This is a genomic window from Telluria sp. ZT3P39, assembly GCF_059685935.1.
The window spans coordinates 298898-321440 of the sequence record NZ_JCASIH010000003.1 but is presented as its reverse complement, the minus strand read 5'-3'; the positions used below and the strand labels follow the sequence as shown (position 1 = coordinate 321440).

The 22543-nt window shown below is 57.2% G+C and carries 18 protein-coding genes, 2 tRNA genes and 1 pseudogene; 10 read left to right on the top strand and 11 right to left on the bottom strand.

The features are described from left to right. Positions 1-72 precede the first annotated feature (72 nt). Together AC56LR_RS05490 and AC56LR_RS05485 are read left to right on the top strand one after the other, a co-directional pair. Positions 73-903: pseudogene (locus AC56LR_RS05490) on the top strand (FAD-binding oxidoreductase); the annotation flags it as partial. Next, entirely contained in the window at positions 795-1364 is a 570-nt protein-coding gene (locus AC56LR_RS05485; protein ID WP_497128328.1) for a D-arabinono-1,4-lactone oxidase, read from the top strand. The pseudogene AC56LR_RS05490 and the gene AC56LR_RS05485, both read left to right, overlap by 109 nt. Positions 1365-1410: 46 nt before the next feature. Here the strand turns inward: AC56LR_RS05485 and AC56LR_RS05480 are convergent. Continuing rightward, a protein-coding gene (locus tag AC56LR_RS05480; RefSeq protein WP_497128326.1) for an IS3 family transposase occupies positions 1411-2561 on the bottom strand; the annotation gives its coding sequence in 2 pieces (ribosomal slippage) (positions 1411-2321 and positions 2321-2561; 1152 coding nt in all). Between the two features lie 49 nt (positions 2562-2610). Here AC56LR_RS05480 and AC56LR_RS05475 point away from each other — a divergent pair. Then, positions 2611-3597 carry a recombinase family protein gene (locus tag AC56LR_RS05475; RefSeq protein WP_497128324.1) on the top strand — a complete coding sequence of 329 codons (987 nt, stop codon included), beginning with the start codon at positions 2611-2613 and terminating at the stop codon, positions 3595-3597. Here AC56LR_RS05475 and AC56LR_RS05470 read toward each other — a convergent pair. After that, entirely contained in the window at positions 3594-6338 is a 2745-nt protein-coding gene (locus tag AC56LR_RS05470) for an ATP synthase subunit B family protein (RefSeq protein WP_497128322.1), read from the bottom strand. The genes AC56LR_RS05475 and AC56LR_RS05470 overlap by 4 nt on opposite strands. A 546-nt stretch (positions 6339-6884) precedes the next feature. On the opposite strand from AC56LR_RS05470, the gene AC56LR_RS05465 reads away from it, so the two are divergent. Continuing rightward, a complete protein-coding gene (locus AC56LR_RS05465) occupies positions 6885-8384 on the top strand; it encodes a recombinase family protein (protein WP_497128319.1) in 1500 nt (499 codons plus the stop codon). 391 nt (positions 8385-8775) lie between these two features. Here AC56LR_RS05465 and AC56LR_RS05460 read toward each other — a convergent pair whose 3' ends face one another. From AC56LR_RS05460 to AC56LR_RS05435, 6 genes are all read right to left on the bottom strand, one after another. Further along, positions 8776-9411: a hypothetical protein gene (locus AC56LR_RS05460; protein WP_497128317.1), complete on the bottom strand. Its 636-nt coding sequence runs from the start codon at positions 9409-9411 to the stop codon at positions 8776-8778. Positions 9412-9536: 125 nt separating this feature from the next. Further along, a complete protein-coding gene (locus AC56LR_RS05455) occupies positions 9537-10448 on the bottom strand; it encodes a hypothetical protein (protein ID WP_497128315.1) in 912 nt (303 codons plus the stop codon). Positions 10449-10634: 186 nt separating this feature from the next. Beyond that, complete coding sequence (locus AC56LR_RS05450) at positions 10635-11483, bottom strand: hypothetical protein (RefSeq protein WP_497128313.1); 849 nt, start codon at positions 11481-11483, stop codon at positions 10635-10637. A gap of 2 nt (positions 11484-11485) precedes the next feature. Continuing rightward, entirely contained in the window at positions 11486-12373 is an 888-nt protein-coding gene (locus AC56LR_RS05445) for a hypothetical protein (RefSeq protein ID WP_497128311.1), read from the bottom strand. Between the two features lie 351 nt (positions 12374-12724). Then, positions 12725-12815, bottom strand: a tRNA-Ser gene (locus AC56LR_RS05440). A gap of 99 nt (positions 12816-12914) precedes the next feature. Beyond that, complete coding sequence (locus AC56LR_RS05435) at positions 12915-13220, bottom strand: helix-turn-helix domain-containing protein (protein ID WP_497128309.1); 306 nt, start codon at positions 13218-13220, stop codon at positions 12915-12917. 81 nt (positions 13221-13301) lie between these two features. On the opposite strand from AC56LR_RS05435, the gene AC56LR_RS05430 reads away from it, so the two are divergent. Next, a complete protein-coding gene (locus AC56LR_RS05430) occupies positions 13302-13667 on the top strand; it encodes a VOC family protein (RefSeq protein WP_489874138.1) in 366 nt (121 codons plus the stop codon). Between the two features lie 142 nt (positions 13668-13809). Further along, on the top strand, positions 13810-16482 hold the full coding sequence (locus tag AC56LR_RS05425) for a polysaccharide deacetylase family protein (RefSeq protein WP_497128307.1): 2673 nt from the start codon (positions 13810-13812) through the stop codon (positions 16480-16482). Positions 16483-16583: 101 nt separating this feature from the next. Here the strand turns inward: AC56LR_RS05425 and acs are convergent, their stop codons facing one another. Beyond that, a complete protein-coding gene (gene acs, locus AC56LR_RS05420) occupies positions 16584-18581 on the bottom strand; it encodes an acetate--CoA ligase (protein ID WP_497128305.1) in 1998 nt (665 codons plus the stop codon). A gap of 203 nt (positions 18582-18784) precedes the next feature. Between acs and AC56LR_RS05415 the strand changes: the two genes are divergently transcribed. The 4 genes from AC56LR_RS05415 to AC56LR_RS05400 all read left to right on the top strand — a co-directional run bounded on the left by AC56LR_RS05415 (position 18785) and on the right by AC56LR_RS05400 (position 22003). Continuing rightward, positions 18785-19387 carry a TIGR00645 family protein gene (locus tag AC56LR_RS05415; RefSeq protein ID WP_497128303.1) on the top strand — a complete coding sequence of 201 codons (603 nt, stop codon included), beginning with the start codon at positions 18785-18787 and terminating at the stop codon, positions 19385-19387. Positions 19388-19408: 21 nt separating this feature from the next. Then, a complete protein-coding gene (locus AC56LR_RS05410) occupies positions 19409-20944 on the top strand; it encodes a fumarate hydratase (protein WP_497128300.1) in 1536 nt (511 codons plus the stop codon). A gap of 40 nt (positions 20945-20984) precedes the next feature. Then, a complete protein-coding gene (gene murI, locus AC56LR_RS05405) occupies positions 20985-21854 on the top strand; it encodes a glutamate racemase (RefSeq protein WP_497128298.1) in 870 nt (289 codons plus the stop codon). A 73-nt stretch (positions 21855-21927) separates the two neighbouring features. Continuing rightward, positions 21928-22003: transfer RNA gene (locus AC56LR_RS05400), tRNA-His, on the top strand. A 24-nt stretch (positions 22004-22027) separates the two neighbouring features. Here AC56LR_RS05400 and AC56LR_RS05395 read toward each other — a convergent pair. Then, entirely contained in the window at positions 22028-22201 is a 174-nt protein-coding gene (locus AC56LR_RS05395; RefSeq protein ID WP_497128296.1) for a hypothetical protein, read from the bottom strand. A gap of 72 nt (positions 22202-22273) precedes the next feature. Further along, positions 22274-22483 carry a cold-shock protein gene (locus AC56LR_RS05390; RefSeq protein ID WP_171085897.1) on the bottom strand — a complete coding sequence of 70 codons (210 nt, stop codon included), beginning with the start codon at positions 22481-22483 and terminating at the stop codon, positions 22274-22276. Positions 22484-22543 lie beyond the last annotated feature (60 nt).

The window sequence follows — 22543 nt, the reverse complement described above, 5'->3', positions numbered from 1 at the left end:
TCCTAAGGCTACGCCGCCCGTTGCCACATGCCGAGGGTATCGATGTGACCACGTGCGGACGCGGCGAGGCGCGGCGCGTCACTGACCATCTGCGGTGGACGGCATGCCACGGACGGCCAGCAGTTCGCTGTCGATGCAGTGCTGCTCGACATGCAGCACATGCGCCGCGTACTGGCGTACAACGTCGGCGCCAGCCTGATCGAAGTCGAGGCCGGCATCGAATGGCCAGACTTGATCGACTATCTCGAAAGCGGGCCAGCCCCACATGGCAGACGCTGGAGTATCCGCCAGAAGCAGACCGGCGCGGAGCGGCTGTCGCTCGGTGGCTGCCTCGCGGCGAATATTCACGGGCGTGGCCTGCGCATGCGCCCCCTCATCGGCGATGTGGAAGCCTTTACTCTGGTAGATGCAAATGGTGAGGTGCAGCATTGCAGCCGGACCAGCAACAGGGAACTGTTTGCGCTTGCGATCGGCGGCTACGGCCTGTTCGGCATTATCGCCAGCGTAACGCTGCGCCTGGCGCCACGTCAGGTATTGCGGCGCGATGTGACGCTGCTTCACCTAGACGAACTCATGCCCGCGTTCGAGCGGCGCATTGCCGCTGGCTATACATTCGGCGACTTCCAGTTCGCCATCGATCCCCAGACCAGCGATTTCATGAATCTCGGCGTGTTCTCGTGCTATGTGCTAGTCCACGATGCCGAGGCCCCCGCCGGCGTGGCCAAAGAGCTGTCTGAACAAGACTGGCGCCAGCTGCCGCATCTCGCGCATATCGACAAAACCAAGGCTTTTGAGTGCTATGCGCGCCACTTCTCGCTACCGACGGCCAGTACCACTGGAGCGACCGGCTGCAGCAGAGCACCTACCTGGACGGCTATCATCTCGACATCGACCGCACGCTGAATCATTGCGGTTCCGAGGTCATCAGCGAAATCTATGTCCCACGCGAGCGCCTGGTGGCCTTCATGCGCGAGGCTGCGGCTGACTTCAGGCAGCACGGCGTGGACCTCATTTACGGGACAATTCGCCTGATTGAACGCGATACGGAAAGCTTCCTGCCGTGGGCGCGCCAGGACTATGCCTGCATCATCTTCAACCTGCATACACCGCACACGCCCGACGGCATCGATGCAACACACCGCGCCTTTCGCCGGCTGATCGATATGGCGATCGCGCGCGATGGCAGCTTTTACCTGACTTACTCGAGAGCTGCGAGCGCAGAGCAGGTGCGCGCCTGCTATCCACACTTCGCGCAGTTTCTCGAAGCGAGACGCCGCTTCGACCCACAGCAGCGCTTCCAGAGCAACTGGTATCGTCATTATTGCGCGCTGCTGACCGGCGCACCGGCAGACCTGGCGGCATGAAGCCGGATAAGCCAAGCAATACGGCCCTTGAATCGCCACGGGTTTCCTAGACACCCGCGAGCCGCTGGAAATACTGCTTTTCATATTCGACCGGCGACAAGTCATTGCTGAAGCTGTGCCGCCGCTTTGGATTGTAAAACATCTCGATGTAATCGAAGACATCCTGCTTTGCTTCGTCCCGGGTGCCGTAAGTCTTGCGTCGGATTCGTTCCCTTTTTAAGAGCTGGAAGAAGCTCTCGGCCACAGCGTTATCGTGGCAGTTTCCTCGTCGGCTCATGCTTTGCTGCAGATTGTGCTGGTCGAGGAAGTCGCGCCAGTCATAGCTGCTGAACTGACTTCCCTGATCAGAATGCACCATCACCGTATTCTTGGGCTGCCGCCGCCAAACCGCCATCAAAAGCGCATTCATTGCCAGCTCACGATCGATGCGTGAACTCATCGACCAGCCAATTACCTGGCGCGAGAACAGATCAAGCACCACGGCCAAATATAGCCAGCCTTCATAAGTACGGATGTACGTTATATCTGTTACCCAAACGCGATTGGGTTCTTGCACGTCAAATTGGCGTTGAAGATGGTTGGGCGCTACTAGCGAAGGCGCGCCGCCGCGCTTGCATTTGCGCCTGGCGTAACCAGTTTGCGAACGAATCCCGGCCGACCTCATAAGACGGTGGACGCGATTGATGCCGCATTGCTCACCGAGTTCGCGCAGATCGTCGCTGACCTTCCGATAACCGTAGACGCTACCGCTTTCCAGCCAGGACTCCTTGATCGGTACGAGTAGGCGCTTGTCTTCCCTGGCGCGACGGCTTTCCGGATTCAGTCGCCAGGCATAGAAGCCGCTCGGATGCACCTCAAGCGCTTTGCACAGCCGGCGCACCGGGAATTGGTCCTGTAACTCAGCAATTAAGGTGTACCTTACCCGGACGTCTTGGCAAAGTACACCGCGGCCTTTTTCAATATGTCACGCTCCTCCGTGACGCGCTTGAGCTCGGCCTTCAGGCGCCGCATCTCATCAGACTGGGCATCGACAGCCTTACGCTCCGCCTCGGGCACGCCGTAGCGCTTCGTCCAAGCGTACAGGCTATGGATGCTGACCCCGAGCCGCGCCGCTACTTCGCTCGCTGGGTGACCGCCCTGCGCCACCTGCTTGACCGCTGCAATCTTGAATTCTTCTGTGTACCGCTTGCCACTCATATCTTCTCCTTGTGCCCGACATTATGGCTCAGGAGTGTCTACGATAGTCGTGGCGATTCATGGAGAATCAAAGATCGCAGCCACAGACCGAGTCATCTTGGTCTGGGGGCCACACGAAGAAATAGCGATCGTCCAAAAGGTCTATTCCCTCTATCTGAATGACCGGCTGAGCGAAGCCGGGATCGTGAGGTTGCTCAACAGCGAACAGGTCCCGAGTGAGTTTGGCCGTCCGTGGACCCAGGCGATGATCAACACGTTGTTGACCAACGTGAAGTACTGTGGCGCCCTGGCCTATAACAGGCGCTCGTGCAAGCTTTCCAACCCGCGCAGATCCAACGCCCGAGACGAATGGGTCGTGAACCCGACTGCGCTTGCGCCGATCATCGCGGCCGACGTGTTCGAGAAGGTTCAGGAAGAGCGGGCACGCAGGATGCGTCGATACTCACTTCCTGAGCTTACTGCCCTCCTCCAGGCCTGCCATCGAAGGCACGGCAAGGTCAACGCGAAGATCATTGCGGAAGACAGGGAAATGCCGGATCCACAGCTGTTTGTGCGCGGCTTCGGGTCGCTGGTTCGCGCTTATGATGCAGTCGGACTACCTCGTTCCTTGACGTATGCATTTGTCGACACGAAACGGCGACTATCGGCAGTCAGGGCCGAACTTCTCTATGAGGTCATCACCTTGGCAAACGCTGGCGCGACCGTCAGGCAGACAGTGGACCCTTACACGTTCATATTGAACGACACGTTTCACGTTCGAGTAGATGTCGCCGTTTGCCGGAATCCCAAGCGCGGACAGCAGAACTGGAAGATCACTGGACGACTAGGGGTAGACTTTATCATCGTAGGCCGGATGAACCCTGAAGCGTCTCACATCATCGACTACCTTCTGGTGTCCGCCGCAGACCTAGCCACGGGTCCGATCTATCTAAGGACATCATGCTTTTGTCGCTACACAGCATTGATGTACAGCTCGTTAGAGGAAATATTTGGTGGCACTCGAGCAAGCGCAATTTTGGTAAAAGAAAGCGTCTAAAGAACCCGTGAAGACATAACGCCAATAGCAGTACGCTTGCTTGTAGCAGGGTCAACCAAAAGTGTCGTGGGGAATCGGTCAACAAGAATTTCGACTAAACGCTTATGGTGAGTACCTCGTAACGCTTTGCTTTTGCCGCACAATGCTGCTGCGATTCGATCTGGGGAACAAACAATCAGACCGGATCCTATCAGTTTAGCTTCAAGCCGTTGTCGAATCGAAAGCACTTCATCAAGTGGAAAATCGATCAACAGTGCTGCCTGTAGCATCGGATTCTCATGTGTAATTGGAGTTTCCTCAACTTCGTCTTCCACTAGAGTGTTGTCAGTCTCAGACTCAGCCTGATCAGGAGGCGAATCGACGCTCTCATCAGCAGTTTGCGTCTCTTCATTTGTATTGGGCTCTACCGCTTCACCATCTATCTGCAACTCCTCGGTTACAGAATTAAATTCAGGCTTAGCGACAGCCGCTGCGGTTGAGATTAACCGTTCTGAACCTATGTTAAGGACCACCATAGCGGAACTCATCGCCCTTTCGTCACCATCGACAGGGGTCGACAAATCACATGTGATATCGAGCCGTTTTGTCTCCTCCACAACGGGCAGCTCAGGTAATGCAAAAGCTACGCCAGTCTGCAAGATTGACCAGTCGTGCAAAAAAGTATTGGCTGCCGTTGACGCCGTCAGCGCAAGCGGCGCACGCTGCCGCGCCGATACTTCTTTATCCGTTACCAGTGTTTCAAGGATGTCAGCCATAAGCTGTAAACCTGTGCCACCAGTGTCTTCCTTTTGCGCACGGTTGGCTGCCCAGACTGCTTCGGCGCGCCGCCCTCCAGCTCCTTGGCACTTTAGTTCAGCTCTACGTACTGCTCCTGCCTGCGCAGGGTCTGCATACTGAACATGACGCGCTAACACTTCAATTGCACCAAATGGCACATCGAGTAATTGTCGTCGCGCCCAAGGTGAAGCACTTGAAAACTCAGTGCCTTTTGGTAGAGCTTTCCAAGCCTCTAGTAACTCGGCTGCATTGACAAGAACACTCGGTGTTGCTGCGCTACCACTAGCCTGCGACACAAGAATTGTCCCTAACACTTCTGATGTCCGTACAGTTAACTCGCGTACAGCCAGACGCAGTTGCTGGTCCGCGGTATAAGCTGCATCGTCGGGCATTTGGTCCGCCAATGTTACCAGCTCACTAATACGCGCAGCGGCGAGCGGTTCTTTCAGTCCAAGCACCTCGTTAAGAGAGCGGCCGCCAAGCAACTCAGCTGCCTCAGCGTCAGCGACAGGATCAAGTAAATAGCTTTCTATTAAATAGCGCGCACTTGTACGATAAGTTCCGCCAATTTCAGGATTATTACGCAACACGTGATAAGCCAGCGAAGCCCCTGCAAGTTGCCCACCACGATTACTAGCCAAGCGAGCTGTCATTTCACCAACCAATAAAAGTAGGTGACTATCAAAATTGCCTTCCTTTTGTTTTAGACGATTAATTAACCCGATAGTTTGTCTAAGTTCTCCGTGGAGATCACGCTCACTGACACTGAACGTCGTGCGCAAATAATACCGACGTAAATATTGCACACGCTCATCATGCAATCGATAACTTGTTGCACCAGGGAAGGTGGTTACTAAAACACGTGAAGAAGCGATGGCATTGGACCAGTCGGCATCGCGGACAAACTGTTCGCGGCGTTCGATCATGCGCCGGGCTGGGTCATCCGCCAGATACCGATCAAGTACAATAGAGCCGCCAATTATTACTGCAGTCAGGGTTAGCCCAGCTCCAGCCAGCAGTAAGCGAGGACCCGTACCGCGAGTCCGCAGAAACGCACGCCTGAATAGCGGAACCGAAATAGCAAAAAGTATAAAACCTCCTGAGAAAACCAGCATCGTTTGAGTACGGCTTGCCGCTGTATTAGCTTCCACGCTGAATAGAGCATATACATCCACCGCTTTGCGCTCAAGACTATTGCTCTGCTCTGCCAAAACTGTATTTAATCCCGCAGTTGCCTCATTTGCCGACGAAGCTAAAATAGAGTCCAATTCATTGAGCCTTCGCCCGACCAGAAGGTCAGCGCTAGCCAGCTTTTGGTCGGCTATCGTATTTGCCTTATCTAATGCCTGATCAACTGCGTGCTGTGCCTGCACGATGCGAGCGTCTGCATCCTTCATTAAGTTAACTGCAACAAGTTCAGCTTGACGAATTCGGGCTTCGGCCATACCGTCGGCCAAGGATAAAGCCTTATGCACAGCGAATTCAGCTTGCACGATCCTTTGATCTGCCATCTCGTTCGCTGTCCCTAACAAACTTCTTGCAGTAACTTCAGTTGCACTACGTTGAGCATCAATCATTTCGCTCACTTCTTGCAAACGCGCGCCGACGCGGTTATCTACATCGTTCACAGTTCCTTTGAGGACTTTGTCCACATCATTAATTCTCTCGCGTGTTTTTTCGTCAACGTTCTTTATTTTCTCGTCAAGCATCTTGTCGAGGACATCTGAATATTTTGCACCTAGACTGTCTAGCTTCTCACCCATAGCATTGACAGTTGGCTCGAATACAACCGACTTGACAGCATCCCCTGCAAATTGTGTGTTAATAATTCCACGACTACCACCGCAGGCAATCATGCAGGGCAAATTCCCAATGTTTCCAATAAAAGGCCATACGTTGCCAGGCGTGAACAATGGCACCGATAACACGAGAGCAAATACAGCAATGTAGAGTCTGCTGTGCATAAAGGCCCCACGTCAGAAAAACGACATTACCGCCAGTTACATTAGCCTGTTTGATGTACATCAATCATTTCTCATAGTTGTACAGATTTCTTCGCCCGCTCATGGTTTACTAGAATCACTAAAAATGGAGTCGAGCCATGCGCCCCAGCCTTTATATTTTGAGCCTAACCTTAATGTTCGCGTCACTGACAGGCTGTGATTTTTTAAAATCACCAGAAGACAACCCGTGTGTTAAGAAAGGGCAAACTTGTTGTGTAGTGACGACAGGACCGGGTCAACTAGTATCGCAATGTGTGTCAAAGCAGACTGGCGCCTCTGAATGCGGTGCGATCGCCAATAACTACCCCAAATTCGATAGCTATCCGCAGTCGAGACTTAGTGATTCTGTAAATGATTGCGACAAATGATACTGTTCAGTTCATCCAATCAGCTTGTTATCCACTGGCTGAACGGACGAGATGGCCTTTGAGCAGTCGAAATCTTCGTCGGCATACCCCAAGCGCAACGTCTGATTGACACGATTCCTCTGCAGCTGTGAGGGAGCCAATGCTAACGCCCCACACAAATCGCGCTGTTCTCTACGTCCGGGCGTCGACCGAACATCAGAATTATTCGACTGACCACCAAGAGACCGCCCTGCAAGAGTACGCTGCATCACATAGCTTCGAGATCGTAGGCATATACCGTGACAAAGGCCGAAGTGGTTTGACCCTGGACGGGCGCACCGGATTGCTGCGTCTACTAACGGACATTCAATCCGGCCAAGCTGGCTTTAACATAGTCCTTGTCTACGACGTGAGCCGCTGGGGCCGATTTCAAGATGTCGATGAAAGCGCGTACTACGAGTATGCTTGTAGGCGCGCGGGCATCGCTGTCGCCTACTGTGCTGAGCCATTCACCAACGACGGATCTCCCCTCGCAGCGGTTCTCAAGGGTTTGAAGCGCGCCATGGCTGCAGAGTACAGCCGGGAGCTGTCGGTTAAGGTCTTTCAGGCGCAGTGTCGATTCACCGAAGCTGGTTTCAAGCAAGGCGGTCAAGCAGGCTATGGATTGCGGCGAGTTGCCATCTCTGCCCAAGGGCAAGCAAAGAATGTACTTAAGCGTGGTGAGCGCAAAAACATGCCCACTGATCGGGTTACCTATACGCGAGGCCCGAATGAAGAAGTTTCAGTAGTGCGGCGCATCTACGACATGTTCTTGGAAAAACGGATGACCGATACTGGTATCGCCAGGCGCCTGAATGAGGAAGGCATCCAGAACGAGTTCGGCAGGGCCTGGTCACCCTATCACGTCAAGCAAGTGCTCACGAACGACAAGTACGCAGGCACGCTCGTGTTCAACCGAAGCACCCAGCGGCTCAAAAGTTCACGACGCCCAAATAGCCCGGACACTTGGGTCAAAGTGGAAGATGCTTTCGATGCGATCGTCTCGCGCGAAAAATTGGAGAGGGCGCGGGCCGAGCGACGACGTCGGCACAAGCACTGGACTGACGACGAAATGTTGGACGTGTTGCGTGAGATCTTCGTCCAGCACGGCAAAGTCACGCCCGACCTGATCAACTCTAGCGGTGGCCCAGCCGTGAAGTCCTATGCCTGCCGTTTTAACGGCATCACCTCAGCGATGGGCCTCGCTGGCGTCACCTGGCCATCCCTCACACGAAGCACAATCACCAGGTATCGGATGCGCTGCATTACGCGCGACATGACAATAGAGCTGGAACGTTGCGCTGCAGCCGCGAAGGCAGAGGTCAAGAAGCTTAGCCCGCGCACCTATGACCTAAACGGCGTCACGGTGCGATTGATGTGCACCAGGTGTCGATTCGAGCGCAGTCACCCGTGCTGGAAGGTTACGTTAGCTCACCAGCCGACTGTCGACTTCGTACTTTGGATGCGTGCGGATCAGACCAACGAACGGATCGAACAAATCTACCTCATTCCGGTCGCTGATTTCCCCACTCACCTTTACATCTGGCCATCCCAACGGACGCTACCAAGATATGAACGGTATGCCCATGATTCCATGCGGAACGTGTTTGGGCTGAGATAGTGAACGAAAGCGGAAAAGATAAATGTCACACGGTCTGCTGCTCTGGGAGGCAACAAGAATGAAAACTAAATTGCCGCCATGCAACCGTATCAGGTTTCCGCACTTGCGCCAGAATGCGGTCAGGCACACTACGTCTGTCTGCACTAGTTCAAAAAAAGTAGCGCTGCCGCATGCACGGCAGAAGGGTCTAGGTCTCTACATCGCAATTAAAATGCGCTAAAGACCTGCACATAAACCCGCGAAACGCTGACGAAAAAACGCTAAGCTGATGTAATTCTTAAAGCCTAAAGATCTCCCGAATTAGTCCAATCTCTTCAACCAAATAGGATCGACATGCGGTCATGGTCAATGCCTGCTGGAAGCGCAGTTCAACGCGGCATGGCAGCCGAGCTTAATCAGAGTCGAGAAGTACTTTGCGGGCTGTGATCGCAAGATCACACTTTGATTTTGCTCTATTGAGATGGTCGCCAAAATATCTAATGTCACGCTCAAGCTCGGGAGGACGTATGCCGCCAGAGCTTAAATCAAGCAGTGAATTCAACTCTAAATCTAGATCGTCGCAAAGTTCACGGGCGCGGGACTGAATTGAAAGACAAAGTACCAAAAGCTCTGGGTCTGGCATCTCAAATGGTGGTAATCCTTCTAGAAGACTGGCTGCGTTACGGAGCTTTTCTATATGGTCTTTGTTGCCGATATAAAATTCGGACCGTTCCCGTGCTTTGATCAAACCCACAAATCGCGTGCCAATGCGATTTAGGATCGCCTTAACGATTTTAAAACGATTTTGCTCATGTCGCCAAGCCTGCTTTTCCTGCAGCCGAAGATCTTTTTTATGTTGTCGGCTTGCTAGCGCGAACGCGCCATAAATTGCGGCAATAGATCCGACTGCTTGGACCCACGATGCCCATGCTGAGGAGTCCAGGCCTTTCCAGCCATGGGCCGTAAAAAGAAGCGCAATTAGCTGATGGCAAGCAAGCAAAATAGCTGCCCCAAAGACGGTTAACACAGTTCGCTCGACGATTTTCATTGGGAGCAGCGTAGTTGAGTTAGCTTAACGAAACTTCTGACGAATCAAATCACTGAATTGGATTACGTAGCCACCCGCCCTGTCAATCGCAGACCGTTGATACGGTTAGTGCAGAGGTAGCAGTTTCAACGACAAGTAGGAGTCTTTGCTAGTTGCTCTTGCTCGACCTCAGATAAGTGTTTTTCGATTTTTTGCCATGCAGGAATCCCTGCAAGATCTACTGATTCCAAAAACTTTACATGGTACCTTGAGATGTCGAAATGGCGGAGCACTTTGAGTACGAGCACAGGGGTGTTAAAAGCAAGCATGAATAGATATGGAAAATAGCTTTGACGTTCGACCACATACCGTTCGATGCGCCGCTTGTCTATGTCACCAAGGAACAATAATGTGTCGTTATCCTCCGCACCGAGCATATACTGGACACTATGTGCAGCAGGATGGGTATACTGACATAATTCTGCGTAAAGCTCTTTTATATCTCCAGACGGAGCATTTTTCAGTGGCTTAAGGTAATCCGCCATGGTCTTCGCTACATGCGTCGGCGGGACTTCAATACCTTTTGTTGGCTTATGAGCGTAAGCGAAGTGAATCAGCATATTCTCAAGCTCGGCTGAAATACAGACCATATCGCAGTCTCCTGCCAGTGCCTGCTCGATGACTTTGTGATTCTCAGCCAATGTAAGTGCAACCCCATTGAGCGCGTGATACGTATCTGCGGCTGATTCCAGTAGAGCACGGAGGGAAGCGCAGAACGGGAGAAATAGACCTGCCGCGTGTGCGGAATTCATACCTTGAAGCCAGCGATATGAGCGCACTACGGATGTGGTTCCAGCAATGTGTGCTCGGGCGAGCATTTCTTCCCAATACACTTGCATCGCTGCTCTAAAATCACGGTTACACAGCTCCGCAAACGCGGCCTCATTCATGAAAGTATATCGGGATGAGGTGCGGAAAATTTCGGCGACGAGAGGTTGAACTACGGTAATTAGCCTTGTAGCTTCTTGCCCGTAAAGGTTGTCCTGTCCAGTCATCATATTCGCAGTGCCAATATTAAATTAAGGTTTTTTAGTGTGGCGAAATAGACGGATGTGCATGGTGCCTGTTACCTCGTTGACGATTGCCGAACCCAACCTTAGTAGATCTTGGCGAAAATACGCCGTTGACTATTTTGCATAGCAATCAAAAGATTGAAGAATTACTAGCCTAAAGAGAAAATCCAGTTAAGCGAGTTGCTCCAACGCACGTACTGCCGCGTCTGTCGATTTAACTTCTACAGGCTGAACGTTGTGGCGCTTGGCGAACCACTGCAATGATTCATTTGCCTTGGCTACGATATTTCTAATGCTTTCGCTGGCATGAACGATTGGCTGGCGGTTAATAATTAAGATCGTTTCGGTTGGTGACTCGACAAAGTCTCGGGCGGTGATCAATTCCAAGATTTTACTTTCTGCCTCACGACGAACATATGGTGCCTGACCAACGGTAGAAGGCAAACTAGCAAATTGCACCAGCCATTTTTTGTATGCGTAATCGATCGTTACGCGCTCTTCGCCATCAGCCCTCATTGACTTGAAGAAGCGGCTGCGCCGATCTTTAATATCATGGGAAAAAGCAGTCTGAACAAGCTTCAAAAAAGCTAGGGTTGTCGACGTCGATCGTGTTCCGAACGTGTCATCTTCTAAGAGGTCGTCGATGTCACCGAGCGCCGAAACCATCTGCACTGCACCGGACAAGAGCTGTTCTTCCGAGAAAGCTCTAATGGTTCGTACGTTTCCTACCGTAAATCCCGCAAACGGCGCGTCAAGTTCTTCTAAAGTCAAACCGGCGACCAGACGAGAGGTCATAAACTCTGCCACCTCATTCAGTATGCCGTATGCCGAGCTGCCGCGGGCTGGTCCAAAGATTCCCTTGAGCCGCTTGAGCGGCAGAATTAAGTGTGCAGCTGGTGTTAAATACGTTTGCCCTGGTTCTGGCTCTATAGCCAAGAGCGCAGTGATCCGTTCAGCACCACCTGCCATCGGTTGCCAAAAGATGGGGGAAAATCGTGCGCTAATTTTTGGGGCGTCCATGTTCAGTCGGAATCTTGTTTCCATAAATCTGCAGCGCTGGGTTTTTCAATGCGGTCTTGAATATGTAGCGCGAGGGCTGGCAGTCGTAGCTCGATAGCAGTTAGAAGTATAGCAGTGGTCTCGAAAATCTTTTGTATCCTCGGATCAGGATGAGTCCATTTGCTTGCGGCCTGAACGAGCATCGAAAGCGCTTTCTTGTTGCGGTCGAACTCAGCTGGCTGGGCCGCGATGCCGTGGTTCGACTGAAGACGACTGACCATTTGGGCTGCTAGATTATTGGATTTCGCACGAAAATTCGTCAGATCCAGCCGCGTCACATTGTCAGTCGGATTCTTATTGAAAGGCCCTGCCTCCATTAACGCACGGTCATGATCGAAGAGCCACCAGTAGGATCCGTCGAAGATAGCATTTTGATAATGTCGATCGTCATTTGCCACGAGTTCATCCCAAGCTGCCCCAGCTGGCCCCATGTCGCTGGCACATAGCTTGTTCCACACGAACTCTTCCGCCGCAGGGTTACCATCGGCAGCCATTGCGAGAAAAGCGTCAGGCACCTTGTACTCGCTCCCAACGAGCAGGACTTCTTCGGAGTGGAGCGCCGCGGGAATGCCGTGAACGAACTCACGGGGTGCGACAACAATGGCTGGCGTAGGTACGCGGACCCCTAGACTTTGGGCAGCAAGCGCGCAAGCGAGTTCGACACAAGCAGCAAAATGACCGCCCAGCCACTTCATTATCATCGTCTTGGCGCGGGGCATATCACGTGAAGCAACTTGTCCTCGCCACACTCGATGCACATGACTCCCCTGCAGTGGTTCTGCTGCACAGATTAAGAAAAGTACTTCGAGAGCAGTCGGTGCCTTCGCGCGAGCCTTGCCAGCAGTTACCATTTAATATGTCCTTTGCACGTAGAAGCCTTCCGAAGCCTTCGCTCATCATGGCGTCTGAGATCATAAGCGCACTGAACAGGCCAATTCCTGCACGGCAGATGATAACTTATATCAATGTTTCCCATATGACAAGGGGACAGCCACGAATTACCTTAGCGAGGTTCTGAATTCATACGCTCACGCATTGAGGCAGTCCTTGGACGTACATCGAATGGAAAAAGTGGTTCACCAAAACAACAAAGCCCGCACGAGGCGGGCTTTCAGGAAAGCGCTTGTTTCACGCAATCTCATTTTTTTTGAGGGGTCGTTTGGGGGGTAGGCACCGTTACAACCATATTTTCACTCTTGTCTTGGCGGAGAGAGGGGGATTCGAACCCCCGGTAGGCTATGAACCTACACACGCTTTCCAGGCGTGCGACTTAAACCACTCATCCATCTCTCCTGATGGTCCTCGTGTCTCCACGAAGCCGCCTATTATATCAAGGATTCTCTTCTATACAAGACTGTTCCGGCGACGCCGTCACGGCGCGGTATCAAGCGGCTAGCGCCGGCGCCAGGGGCGCAGGACGTGGCGGACCGGGTTGAGCTGCGTACCGACCTCCTCTTGACCAATCAGTCCGCGCCGCTTCAGGTGGCGCAACGCGGACTGGACGGCCGACTTGGACAGTCCGGTTTTCACGGCAATCGTTTGCAAGCTGGCCGGCACTGCGTCGCGGCCCAGGGCTTGCGCGCTGTACAAAAGATGCAGGTAGACGACGAAGGCGGCGGGACGGCGGTCGTGGCCGACGAGGTCGGGCATCAGGACCTCGAACACGTAGGCATCAAGCGAAGACTGGCGGGTAGTCATGAATACTATAGTGATTAAAAATACATGGAGGCGCGAGTCTGCCACGATAATGGATGCAATGACAACCACGGCAGACCACCCATGATCACCCAACTGAAATTCGTCAGCATCCCGGTCTCGGACCAGGACCGCGCCCTCGCCTTCTACACCGAACAGCTCGGCTTCGACATCGCGACCGACCAGCCGATGGGCCCGGGCAAGCGCTGGATCGAGCTGCGCATCGGCAGCTCCGGCACGCGTGTCGTGCTGTTCACGCCGGATGGGCAGGAAGACCGCATCGGCAGCTTCTTCAACGGCTCGTTCGCTTGCGACAACGTCGAAGCGACCTACCGCCAGCTGAGCGGTCGCGGCGTCGAATTCGTCGATCCGCCGACCACCCAGCCTTGGGGCTCGTATGCGAAGTTCCGCGATCCGGACGGGAATACCTTCGTGCTGTCGTCTTCCTGATACGCGTCCTAAGCACCGCGCATAAAATGCCGCCTCCTGGGCGGCATTGCCGTATCTAGCGGGGGATTTTGCGCTTCAACGCAGCGACAAGGTCAGCAGGATGGTATCGTTTCCCGGATTACACTCCCTGCCATGAGCCGCCGTGAAACGCAAAGCCCTGTATTACGTCATCTTCACCGTTGCCGCAGCCGGCGCCGCTGCGGGCAGCTGGATCGTCAGCCTTCAGTCCCCCTCCTCGCCTGCACCTGCCGCGGCCAGCAAGCCCGCGGTTGACACCAGCGCGATCTCGGCCGACATGCAGGCGATGCTGGCGGCCTACCGCAAGATCATCGTGCTGACCCAGGACGAGGCCGGGCTGTCGCCAGAACAGCGGGCCCAGGCCAACCGGGTCGGTCAGGAGCTGTTCCACGAGAATCAGGTTCGCGTCGGCAAGGTCGATGCAGCACTTGCGCAGCTGGTCGCCTCGACCAATCCCGCCCGCTTCGACGCCCTCGGCAGCCTGCTCGACTACGTGGAATCGGGCGAAGGCCTGTATGACGCGGATCGCCTGGCTTTCCGCGAGCTGATGCAGTCGCTGCTGGCCCAGGTGGCGAAGGATTCGTCGCTGCCCGCGATCAAGCTGCACAAGCGCATTTCGGAAGACCTGGAGGCGCTGGCGGAAATCGAGCGCAATTACGAGAAGGAGATCCGCGCGGTGTTCGGGCGCTTCGAGTCGCGTTCGATCATCCTCAAACGCGAGAAATGGGAAAGCTATGTCGCCTACCTGAAGACCCTCTACCAGCGCGAGCGCATCCTGAAGGATTACGGTTTTGTCGCGCCCTACCCTGCCAAGCCGGAAGCGCCGTCAAGCCCGTCGCAGGCGAGCGTGGAAGAAGGCGAAATCTTCGGCAAGTCGCTGCCGAAGAAGACCGTGGTGCTAACTTTTGACGATGGCCCGCACCGCCGCTACAGCGAGGAGATCGCGGCCATCCTCAAGCAGTACAACGCGCCGGCGATTTTCTTCAGCGTGGGCCGCAATATCGGCGCGCTCGACGCGCAGGGCAAAGCCAAACTCAATGGCGGCGCGGAGGTGATGCGCCGGCTGAAACAGTCGGGCTATGTGCTGGCGAACCACAGCTTTTCGCATGCGCAGTTGTCGAAGCAGACAGGCAGCGGCTTGCGGGCGGAAATCATGAGTACCGATACCCTGCTCAAGGCCGTCGACCCGCAGCGTTCAAACCTGTTCCGCTTTCCCTATGGGGCGCGCAACCGCGAGGGCATGCAGGCGCTGGACGCGGCGCATTTGAAATCGGTGATGTGGAATATCGATTCGCTCGACTGGGCCGACCCGGTGCCCTCCTCGATTGCCGACCGCGTGCTGCGCACGGTCGACAAGGAAGGCCGAGGCATCATCCTGTTCCATGACATCCACGAGCGCACCGTGAAGGCACTGCCCGCCATCCTCGACCGGCTGGTGGCCGAGGGCTATCAGTTCGCGGGCTGGGACGGCGATGCCTTCAAGGTATCCGGCGCCACCGCCCCTGCTCCCGTGCAGCGCTCGGCGGCGACCGGCTATGCCAATTCGTGGGCGATCGTGGTCGGGATCGACAAGTACCAGAAATGGCCGCAGCTCCAGTATGCGGTGCGCGATGCGGAAGGCGTGGGCCAGATGCTGGTGCAGAAGTTCGGCTTCGCGCCGGAACGCGTGATCACGCTCAAGAACGAAGCGGCGACCCGGAGCGGCATCCTGGCCGCCTTCCACGACAAGCTCGCGCACGGCAACCTGCAGCCGAACGACCGCATCTTTGTCTTCTTCGCCGGGCATGGCGCCACGCGCAAACTCAGCTCTGGACGCGACCTGGGCTATATCGTCCCGGTCGATGCCGACCCGGACAAGCTGGCGACCGACGCGATCCCGATGACCGAAATCCAGAACATCGCGGAAAGCCTGCCGGCCAAGCACGCGCTGTTCGTGATGGACGCCTGCTACAGCGGACTGGGCCTGACGCGCGGCGCGGCGAATGCTTCCTTCCTGCGCGATAACGCCAAGCGCCTGGGCCGTCAGATGCTGACGGCCGGCGGCAGCGACCAGCTGGTGTCGGACGGCGGACCGAACGGGCATTCTGTGTTCACCTGGACGTTGCTGCAGGGCCTGGGCGGCAAGGCGGATTTGAACGGCGACAGCCTGATCACCGGCACCGAGCTGGCGGCCTATGTGGCGCCGGCGGTGTCGAGCGTGTCGCAGCAGACGCCGGCTTTTGGCAGCCTGCCGGGCTCAGAAGGCGGCGAATTCGTGTTCGAATTGCCGGAGGAAAGCGAGTTCCTCAATACCGGCACGGCGCAGTTGTCGAACGATGCGATTGCGCTGAACACCAAGCTCGATGCACAGGCTTCCGCGCCGGCCGCGACGGTGGTGGTGAAGGACTTGCAGGGCTTTGATACGCGGATCACGGCGCCGGCGGCGGTGCCGGGTTCACAGCGGCAGCAGGCGCAGCGGGCCAATGACCAGGGGCTGCTGCTGTACAAGGAAAAGCAGTATGCGCAGGCGGAGGCGCAGTTCACCGAGGCGCTCAAGCTGCGGCCGAACTTTGCGCTGGCGGCGAATAACCTGGGCTTCGTGTTCTACAAGCAGGACAAGTATGCCGAGGCGGCGCGCTGGTTCGAGAATGCGGTGAAGATGGATCCGTCACGGGCGATCGCGTATCGGAACCTGGGCGATGCGCATGCGCGGGCTGGGGACAAGGCGAAGGCCAAGGCGGCGTACAAGACCTATGTGGAACTGGCGCCGGGCGGGGCCGGGGCGGAGTATGCGAAGCAGCAGATGGAGAAGTTGTAGGGTGGTCGGCTACGCCGACCGCGCGTTCAGCCAGTGCGTGCTCAGCCACGGCGCTTGCTTTAGTTGAACGCGCGGGCGGAAGACCCGCCCACCCTACGGGACTACGCCGACTCTTTCAACTGATCCAGAATCGCCGGATTCTCCAGCGTCGACACATCCTGCGTAATCGCCTCGCCCTTGGCCAGCACGCGCAGCAGGCGGCGCATGATCTTGCCGGAGCGGGTTTTCGGCAGGTTGTCGCCGAAGCGGATTTCCTTCGGCTTGGCGATCGGGCCGATTTCCTTGGCGACCCAGGTGCGCAGTTCGGCGGCCAGTTTCTTGGCATCCTCGCCGCTCGGGCGTGCCTGCTTCAGCACCACGAAGGCGCAGATCGATTCGCCCGTGGTTTCGTCTGGCTTGCCCACCACCGCGGCTTCCGCGACCAGCGGGTGGCCCACCAGGGCCGATTCGATTTCCATCGTGCCCATGCGGTGGCCCGAGACGTTCAGCACGTCGTCGATGCGGCCAGTGATGGTGAAATAGCCGGTGTCCTTGTTGCGGATCGCGCCGTCGCCGGCCAGGTAGTATTTGCCGCCCAGTTCTTCCGGGAAGTAGCTGGTGCGGAAGCGCTCCGGGTTGTTCCAGATGGTGCGGATCATCGAGGGCCATGGGCGCTTGACCACCAGGATGCCGCCCTGCCCGTTCGGCACGTCGGCGCCGGATTCGTCCACGATCGCGGTCATGATGCCCGGCAGCGGCAGCGTGCACGAGCCCGGCACCAGCGGGGTCGCGCCCGGCAGCGGGGTGATCATGTGGCCGCCGGTTTCGGTCTGCCAGAAGGTATCGACGATCGGGCAACGTTCTTCGCCGACGTTCTTGTAGTACCACATCCAGGCTTCCGGATTGATCGGCTCGCCGACCGAACCGAGCAGGCGCAGGCTCGAGCGGTCGAAGTTCTTCGGGTGCACCTTTTCGTCGACATCCGATGCCTTGATGAGCGAACGGATCGCGGTGGGCGCCGTGTAGAAGATCGTGACCTTGTGCTTGGCGATGGTTTCCCAGAAGCGGCCGGCGTGCGGGTAAGTGGGCACGCCTTCGAACACGATCTGCGTGGCGCCGACCGCCAGCGGGCCGTAGGCGATATAGGTGTGGCCGGTGACCCAGCCGATGTCGGCCGTGCACCAGAACACATCGTTCGGCTTGATGTCGAAGGTCCACTTCATGGTGAGGGCGGCCCACAGCAGGAAGCCGCCGGTGGCGTGCTGGACGCCCTTCGGCGTGCCGGTGGAGCCCGAGGTGTAGAGGATGAAGAGCGGGTGCTCGGCATCGACCCATTCCGGCTCGCATTGCGCGCTCTGGTTGTCGACCAGGTCGTGCAGCCAGATGTCGCGGCCTTCCTGGAAAGCGATGTTGCCGCCGGTGCGCTTGTAGACGATGACGTCGCGGATGGTGGTGATGCCGCCCAGCGCCAGCGCTTCGTCGACGATGGCTTTCAAGGGCAGCGACTTACCGCCGCGCATTTGCTCGTCGGCGGTGATGACAGCCACGGCGCCGGCGTCGATGATGCGTTCCTGCAGCGACTTGGCCGAGAAGCCGCCGAACACCACCGAGTGGGTGGCGCCGATGCGGGCGCAGGCCTGCATGGCGGCCACGCCTTCGAGCGACATCGACATGTAGATGATGACGCGGTCGCCCTTCTTGATGCCGCGGCTCTTTAAACCGTTGGCGAATTTGCAGACGCGCTCGTGCAGCTCGCGGTAGCTCGCGCGGGTGACCGTGCCGTCGTCCGCCTCGAAGATGATGGCGGTCTTGTCGGCGTTGCCGTTGGTAAGGTTGCGGTCGAGGCAGTTGTACGAGGCATTGAGCTGGCCGTCGCCGAACCATTGATAGAACGGTGCGTTCGATTCGTCGAGCGTCTTGGTGAACGGTTTCTGCCAGTCGATGTTCTCGCGCGCCAGGCGCGCCCAGAAGCCTTCGTAGTCGCCGGCGGCCTCGGCGCACAGCTTTTCGTAGGCTTGCATGCCGGAGATCGTGGCCTTGGCAGCGAACTCGGCCGGCGGTTGGAATACCCGGCTTTCCTGCAGGGTAAATTCTTCGTGACTGGTCTCGTTCTCGGTCATGTTCGTCTCCATGGTAGTAAGTTTTACAGGACACCTTAGGTGGGCTCGCTTACTCTGCCCTTACATGGGAGGCAGCGGCGCTTTCTTCTGGAATGCCATTCTACCAACGCAGCCGAAAACCAGGAGCTTGAACAGGCAGGCGGGCGCCGGCAGGTGTAAAATGCTCTGCTGTATTTTTCCGCATTCCAGGAGCTCAAGTCCCGATGGCCCAGTTATCCCCTGATTCGCAACCGAAAAAGCTTACCCCGCTTAACAACCTGATTTTTTCCAGCCGTTGGCTGCAGCTGCCGCTGTACCTCGGCCTGATCCTGGCGCAGTGCGTCTACGTCTTCCATTTCTGGGTCGAACTCAAGGACCTGATCGGCGCGGCGATGGGCAACGTCGCCTCGCTCCAGCACATCCTGGATGCCGTCACCGTGCCAGGCGCACCGCGGCCGACCAAGCTGACCGAAGTGACGATCATGCTGGTCGTGCTCGGCCTGATCGACGTGGTCATGATCTCGAACCTCTTGATCATGGTGATCGTGGGCGGCTACGAGACCTTCGTCTCGCGCATGCACCTGGAGGGTCACCCGGACCAGCCGGAATGGCTGTCGCACGTGAACGCCTCGGTGCTCAAGACCAAGCTGGCGATGGCGATCATCGGCATCTCGTCGATCCACCTTCTGAAAACCTTCATCAATGCGGCGAACTATGCTCCGGAAACGATGATGTGGCAAACCATCATCCACTTTGCCTTCCTGTTGTCGGCCATGGCGATCGCGTACACCGACCGCATCGTGATGACCACGCATTCAAAACATTAATTCCCCTGATCGAGAACTTCCATGCCCACCGTTATCACCCAAAGCGACCTCATCGAATCGGTCGCGGCAGCCCTCCAGTACATCAGCTATTACCATCCGGCCGACTATATCCAGCATCTGGCGCGCGCGTATGAGACCGAGCAAAGTCCGGCGGCAAAGGACGCCATTGCCCAGATCCTGACGAACTCGCGCATGTGCGCGGAAGGCAAGCGTCCGATCTGCCAGGACACCGGCATCGTCAACGTGTTCCTGAAGATCGGCATGGGCGTGCGCTTCGAAGGCTTCACCGGCACCGTGACCGACGCCGTCAACGAAGGCGTGCGCCGTGCCTACGCCTTCGAGGACAACAAGCTGCGCGCCTCGATCGTGGCCGACCCGCATTTCGAGCGCAAGAACACCAAGGACAACACCCCGGCCGTGGTCCACATGGAACTGGTCGAAGGCGAGACCGTCGATGTGAAAGTCGCGGCCAAGGGCGGCGGCTCGGAAAACAAGACCAAGTTCGTCATGCTCAACCCATCGGACTCGCTGGTGGACTGGGTCATGAAGACCGTGCCGCTGATGGGCGCCGGCTGGTGCCCGCCGGGCATGCTGGGCATCGGCATCGGCGGCACCGCCGAGAAGGCGATGCTGATGGCCAAGGAGTCGCTGATGGAAGACATCGACATGTACGAGCTCAAGCTGCGCGGCCCGCAGAACAAGACGGAAGAACTGCGTATCGAGCTGTGCGACAAGATCAATGCACTGGGCATCGGCGCCCAGGGCCTGGGCGGCCTGACCACCGTGCTCGACGTGAAGATCAACATGTACCCGACCCACGCGGCTTCCAAGCCGGTGGCGATGATCCCGAATTGCGCCGCCACCCGCCACGCCCACTTCGTGCTGGACGGCTCGGGCCCGGCGTACATCGAACCGCCGGCGCTGTCGACCTGGCCTGACGTCCACTGGACCCCGGACACGGAGAAATCCAAGCGCGTCGACCTGAACACGCTCACCAAGGAAGAAGTCGCTTCGTGGACGCCGGGCCAGACCCTGCTCCTGAACGGCAAGATGCTGACCGGCCGCGACGCCGCGCACAAGCGCATCCAGGACATGCTGGCCAAGGGCGAGCCGCTGCCGGTGGACTTCACCAACCGCGTGATCTATTACGTCGGCCCGGTCGACCCGGTGGGCAGCGAAGTCGTCGGTCCGGCAGGCCCGACCACCGCGACCCGCATGGACAAGTTCACCGACATGATGCTGGAAAAGACCGGCCTGATCTCGATGATCGGCAAGGCCGAGCGCGGCCCGATGGCGATCGAATCGATCCAGCGTCATAAGTCGGCCTACCTGATGGCAGTCGGCGGCTCGGCTTACCTGGTGTCGAAAGCGATCAAGTCCGCGAAAGTCGTGGGCTTCGCGGACCTGGGCATGGAAGCGATCTACGAGTTCGACGTGACCGACATGCCGGTCACCGTTGCGGTGGACTCCACCGGTACGTCGGTGCACAACACCGGACCGAAGGAATGGTCGGCCAAGATCGAGTCGCTCAAGGGCATTCCGGTCAACGCGGTGTGATTGACGCGCGGGCTTGCTCAACCCTGCCCGCGCCCTCGCCATGAGCACCCCTTCCCTACTCCCTGACGCCCCGGTCGGCATTTTCGACTCGGGCGTCGGCGGCCTCTCGGTGCTGCGCCATATCCAGGCGCAGCTGCCGCACGAACATCTCCTGTATTTTGCGGACACTTCGTTTGCGCCCTATGGCGACAAGCCGGAGCAGGTCGTCATCGAGCGCGTGCTCGCTGTCGCCGGCTACCTGGTGGCGCAAGGCGTCAAGGCGTTGGTCGTGGCCTGCAACACCGCCACCGTGGCCGCGGTGCGGGTCCTGCGCGGGCAGTATCCCGATATGCCCATCGTCGGCGTCGAGCCGGGCCTGAAACCGGGCGCGGCGGCCACCCGCAACGGCACGGTCGGCGTACTGGCCACCGAACGGACCCTGGCCGGCGAAAAATTCCTGCTGCTGCGCGACCAGATCCATGAAGCGACCAGCGCGCGCTTCCTGTTGCAGCCCTGCGTTGGCCTGGCCGACCAGATCGAATTCGGCGAACGCGACTCGCAGGCTTTGGAGGCCATGCTGGAGCGCTTCATCGCGCCGCTGCTGCGTGAAGGCGCCGACACCCTGGTGCTCGGCTGCACGCACTACCCGCTGGTGCAGGGCTCGATCGAGGCCGTGATCCGCCGGCATACCGACGCCGAAGTGGTGCTGATCGACACGGGCGACGCCGTGGTGCGCCAGCTCGCGCGCCTGCTGGGGACGGCCGGGCTGCTGCGCGCGGCCGGCGGCCAGAGCGCGCGCCTGGACGGTTTTACCAGCGCCAGCGCGGCGGCGCTCACGGCGGCGTTCACCACCCTGCTGGGGCAGGATCCGCCGGTGCACGAGGTCGGGAGCGGTGTGTTGTGCCCCAACTCAGGCGCACCGCACATTTAGATTTGCCAGTTCGCGAAGTTGTTTGTATAATCTTGTTCTGTCGCAGAAACAACGCGGCAGATGCAAGTCAGTGGTGGCTGTAGCTCAGTTGGTAGAGTCCAGGATTGTGATTCCTGTTGTCGTGGGTTCGAGCCCCATCAGCCACCCCAAGAATTCGGTAGTAAAACAAAGGCTTACTCAGCAATATTCGAGTAAGCCTTTTGTTTTGTCTGGACGATTTTTACAAGCGGTGACGCGCGGACTGGAAAGCCCAGCTGGTCTGCCTGCCAATGCAAAAACCCGCCAATTGGCGGGTTTTTTATCGCTACGGCCTCGCCCATGCTATCTGCATGGTGCGCGCCGCTCATTTCGCTCCAGCCTCGCCCACGCTATCTGCGTAGTGCGCGCTGTAAGAGCGAAATGATAATCAGGCTAGCTAATTAGATTGCGCGGATATTGCCGGCTTTTTCGCCTTTAGGTCCGGTCGAACGCTCGAACGAAACACGCTGGTTTTCGGCCAGGCTCTTGAAGCCTTCCGACTGGATGTCGCCGAAGTGGGCGAACAGGTCGCCGCCGCCTGCGTCAGGCGTGATGAAGCCGAAGCCTTTGGAATCGTTGAACCATTTTACGGTGCCGGTTTGAGTAGTCATTTTACATTTCCTTTAGTTTGCATGGGCAAAAACGCCCGAGGCGCACAGACGACCAAGAGA

Coding starts and splice junctions, on each gene's coding strand:
- AC56LR_RS05470 (WP_497128322.1), bottom strand. CDS start 6,338: ATGCACAGCAGACTCTACATTGCTGTATTTGCTCTCGTGTTATCGGTG.
- AC56LR_RS05465 (WP_497128319.1), top strand. CDS start 6,885: ATGCTAACGCCCCACACAAATCGCGCTGTTCTCTACGTCCGGGCGTCG.
- AC56LR_RS05460 (WP_497128317.1), bottom strand. CDS start 9,411: ATGAAAATCGTCGAGCGAACTGTGTTAACCGTCTTTGGGGCAGCTATT.
- AC56LR_RS05455 (WP_497128315.1), bottom strand. CDS start 10,448: ATGATGACTGGACAGGACAACCTTTACGGGCAAGAAGCTACAAGGCTA.
- AC56LR_RS05450 (WP_497128313.1), bottom strand. CDS start 11,483: ATGGACGCCCCAAAAATTAGCGCACGATTTTCCCCCATCTTTTGGCAA.
- AC56LR_RS05445 (WP_497128311.1), bottom strand. CDS start 12,373: ATGGTAACTGCTGGCAAGGCTCGCGCGAAGGCACCGACTGCTCTCGAA.
- AC56LR_RS05435 (WP_497128309.1), bottom strand. CDS start 13,220: ATGACTACCCGCCAGTCTTCGCTTGATGCCTACGTGTTCGAGGTCCTG.
- AC56LR_RS05430 (WP_489874138.1), top strand. CDS start 13,302: ATGATCACCCAACTGAAATTCGTCAGCATCCCGGTCTCGGACCAGGAC.
- acs (WP_497128305.1), bottom strand. CDS start 18,581: ATGACCGAGAACGAGACCAGTCACGAAGAATTTACCCTGCAGGAAAGC.
- AC56LR_RS05415 (WP_497128303.1), top strand. CDS start 18,785: ATGGCCCAGTTATCCCCTGATTCGCAACCGAAAAAGCTTACCCCGCTT.
- AC56LR_RS05410 (WP_497128300.1), top strand. CDS start 19,409: ATGCCCACCGTTATCACCCAAAGCGACCTCATCGAATCGGTCGCGGCA.
- murI (WP_497128298.1), top strand. CDS start 20,985: ATGAGCACCCCTTCCCTACTCCCTGACGCCCCGGTCGGCATTTTCGAC.
- AC56LR_RS05395 (WP_497128296.1), bottom strand. CDS start 22,201: ATGAGCGGCGCGCACCATGCAGATAGCATGGGCGAGGCCGTAGCGATA.
- AC56LR_RS05390 (WP_171085897.1), bottom strand. CDS start 22,483: ATGACTACTCAAACCGGCACCGTAAAATGGTTCAACGATTCCAAAGGC.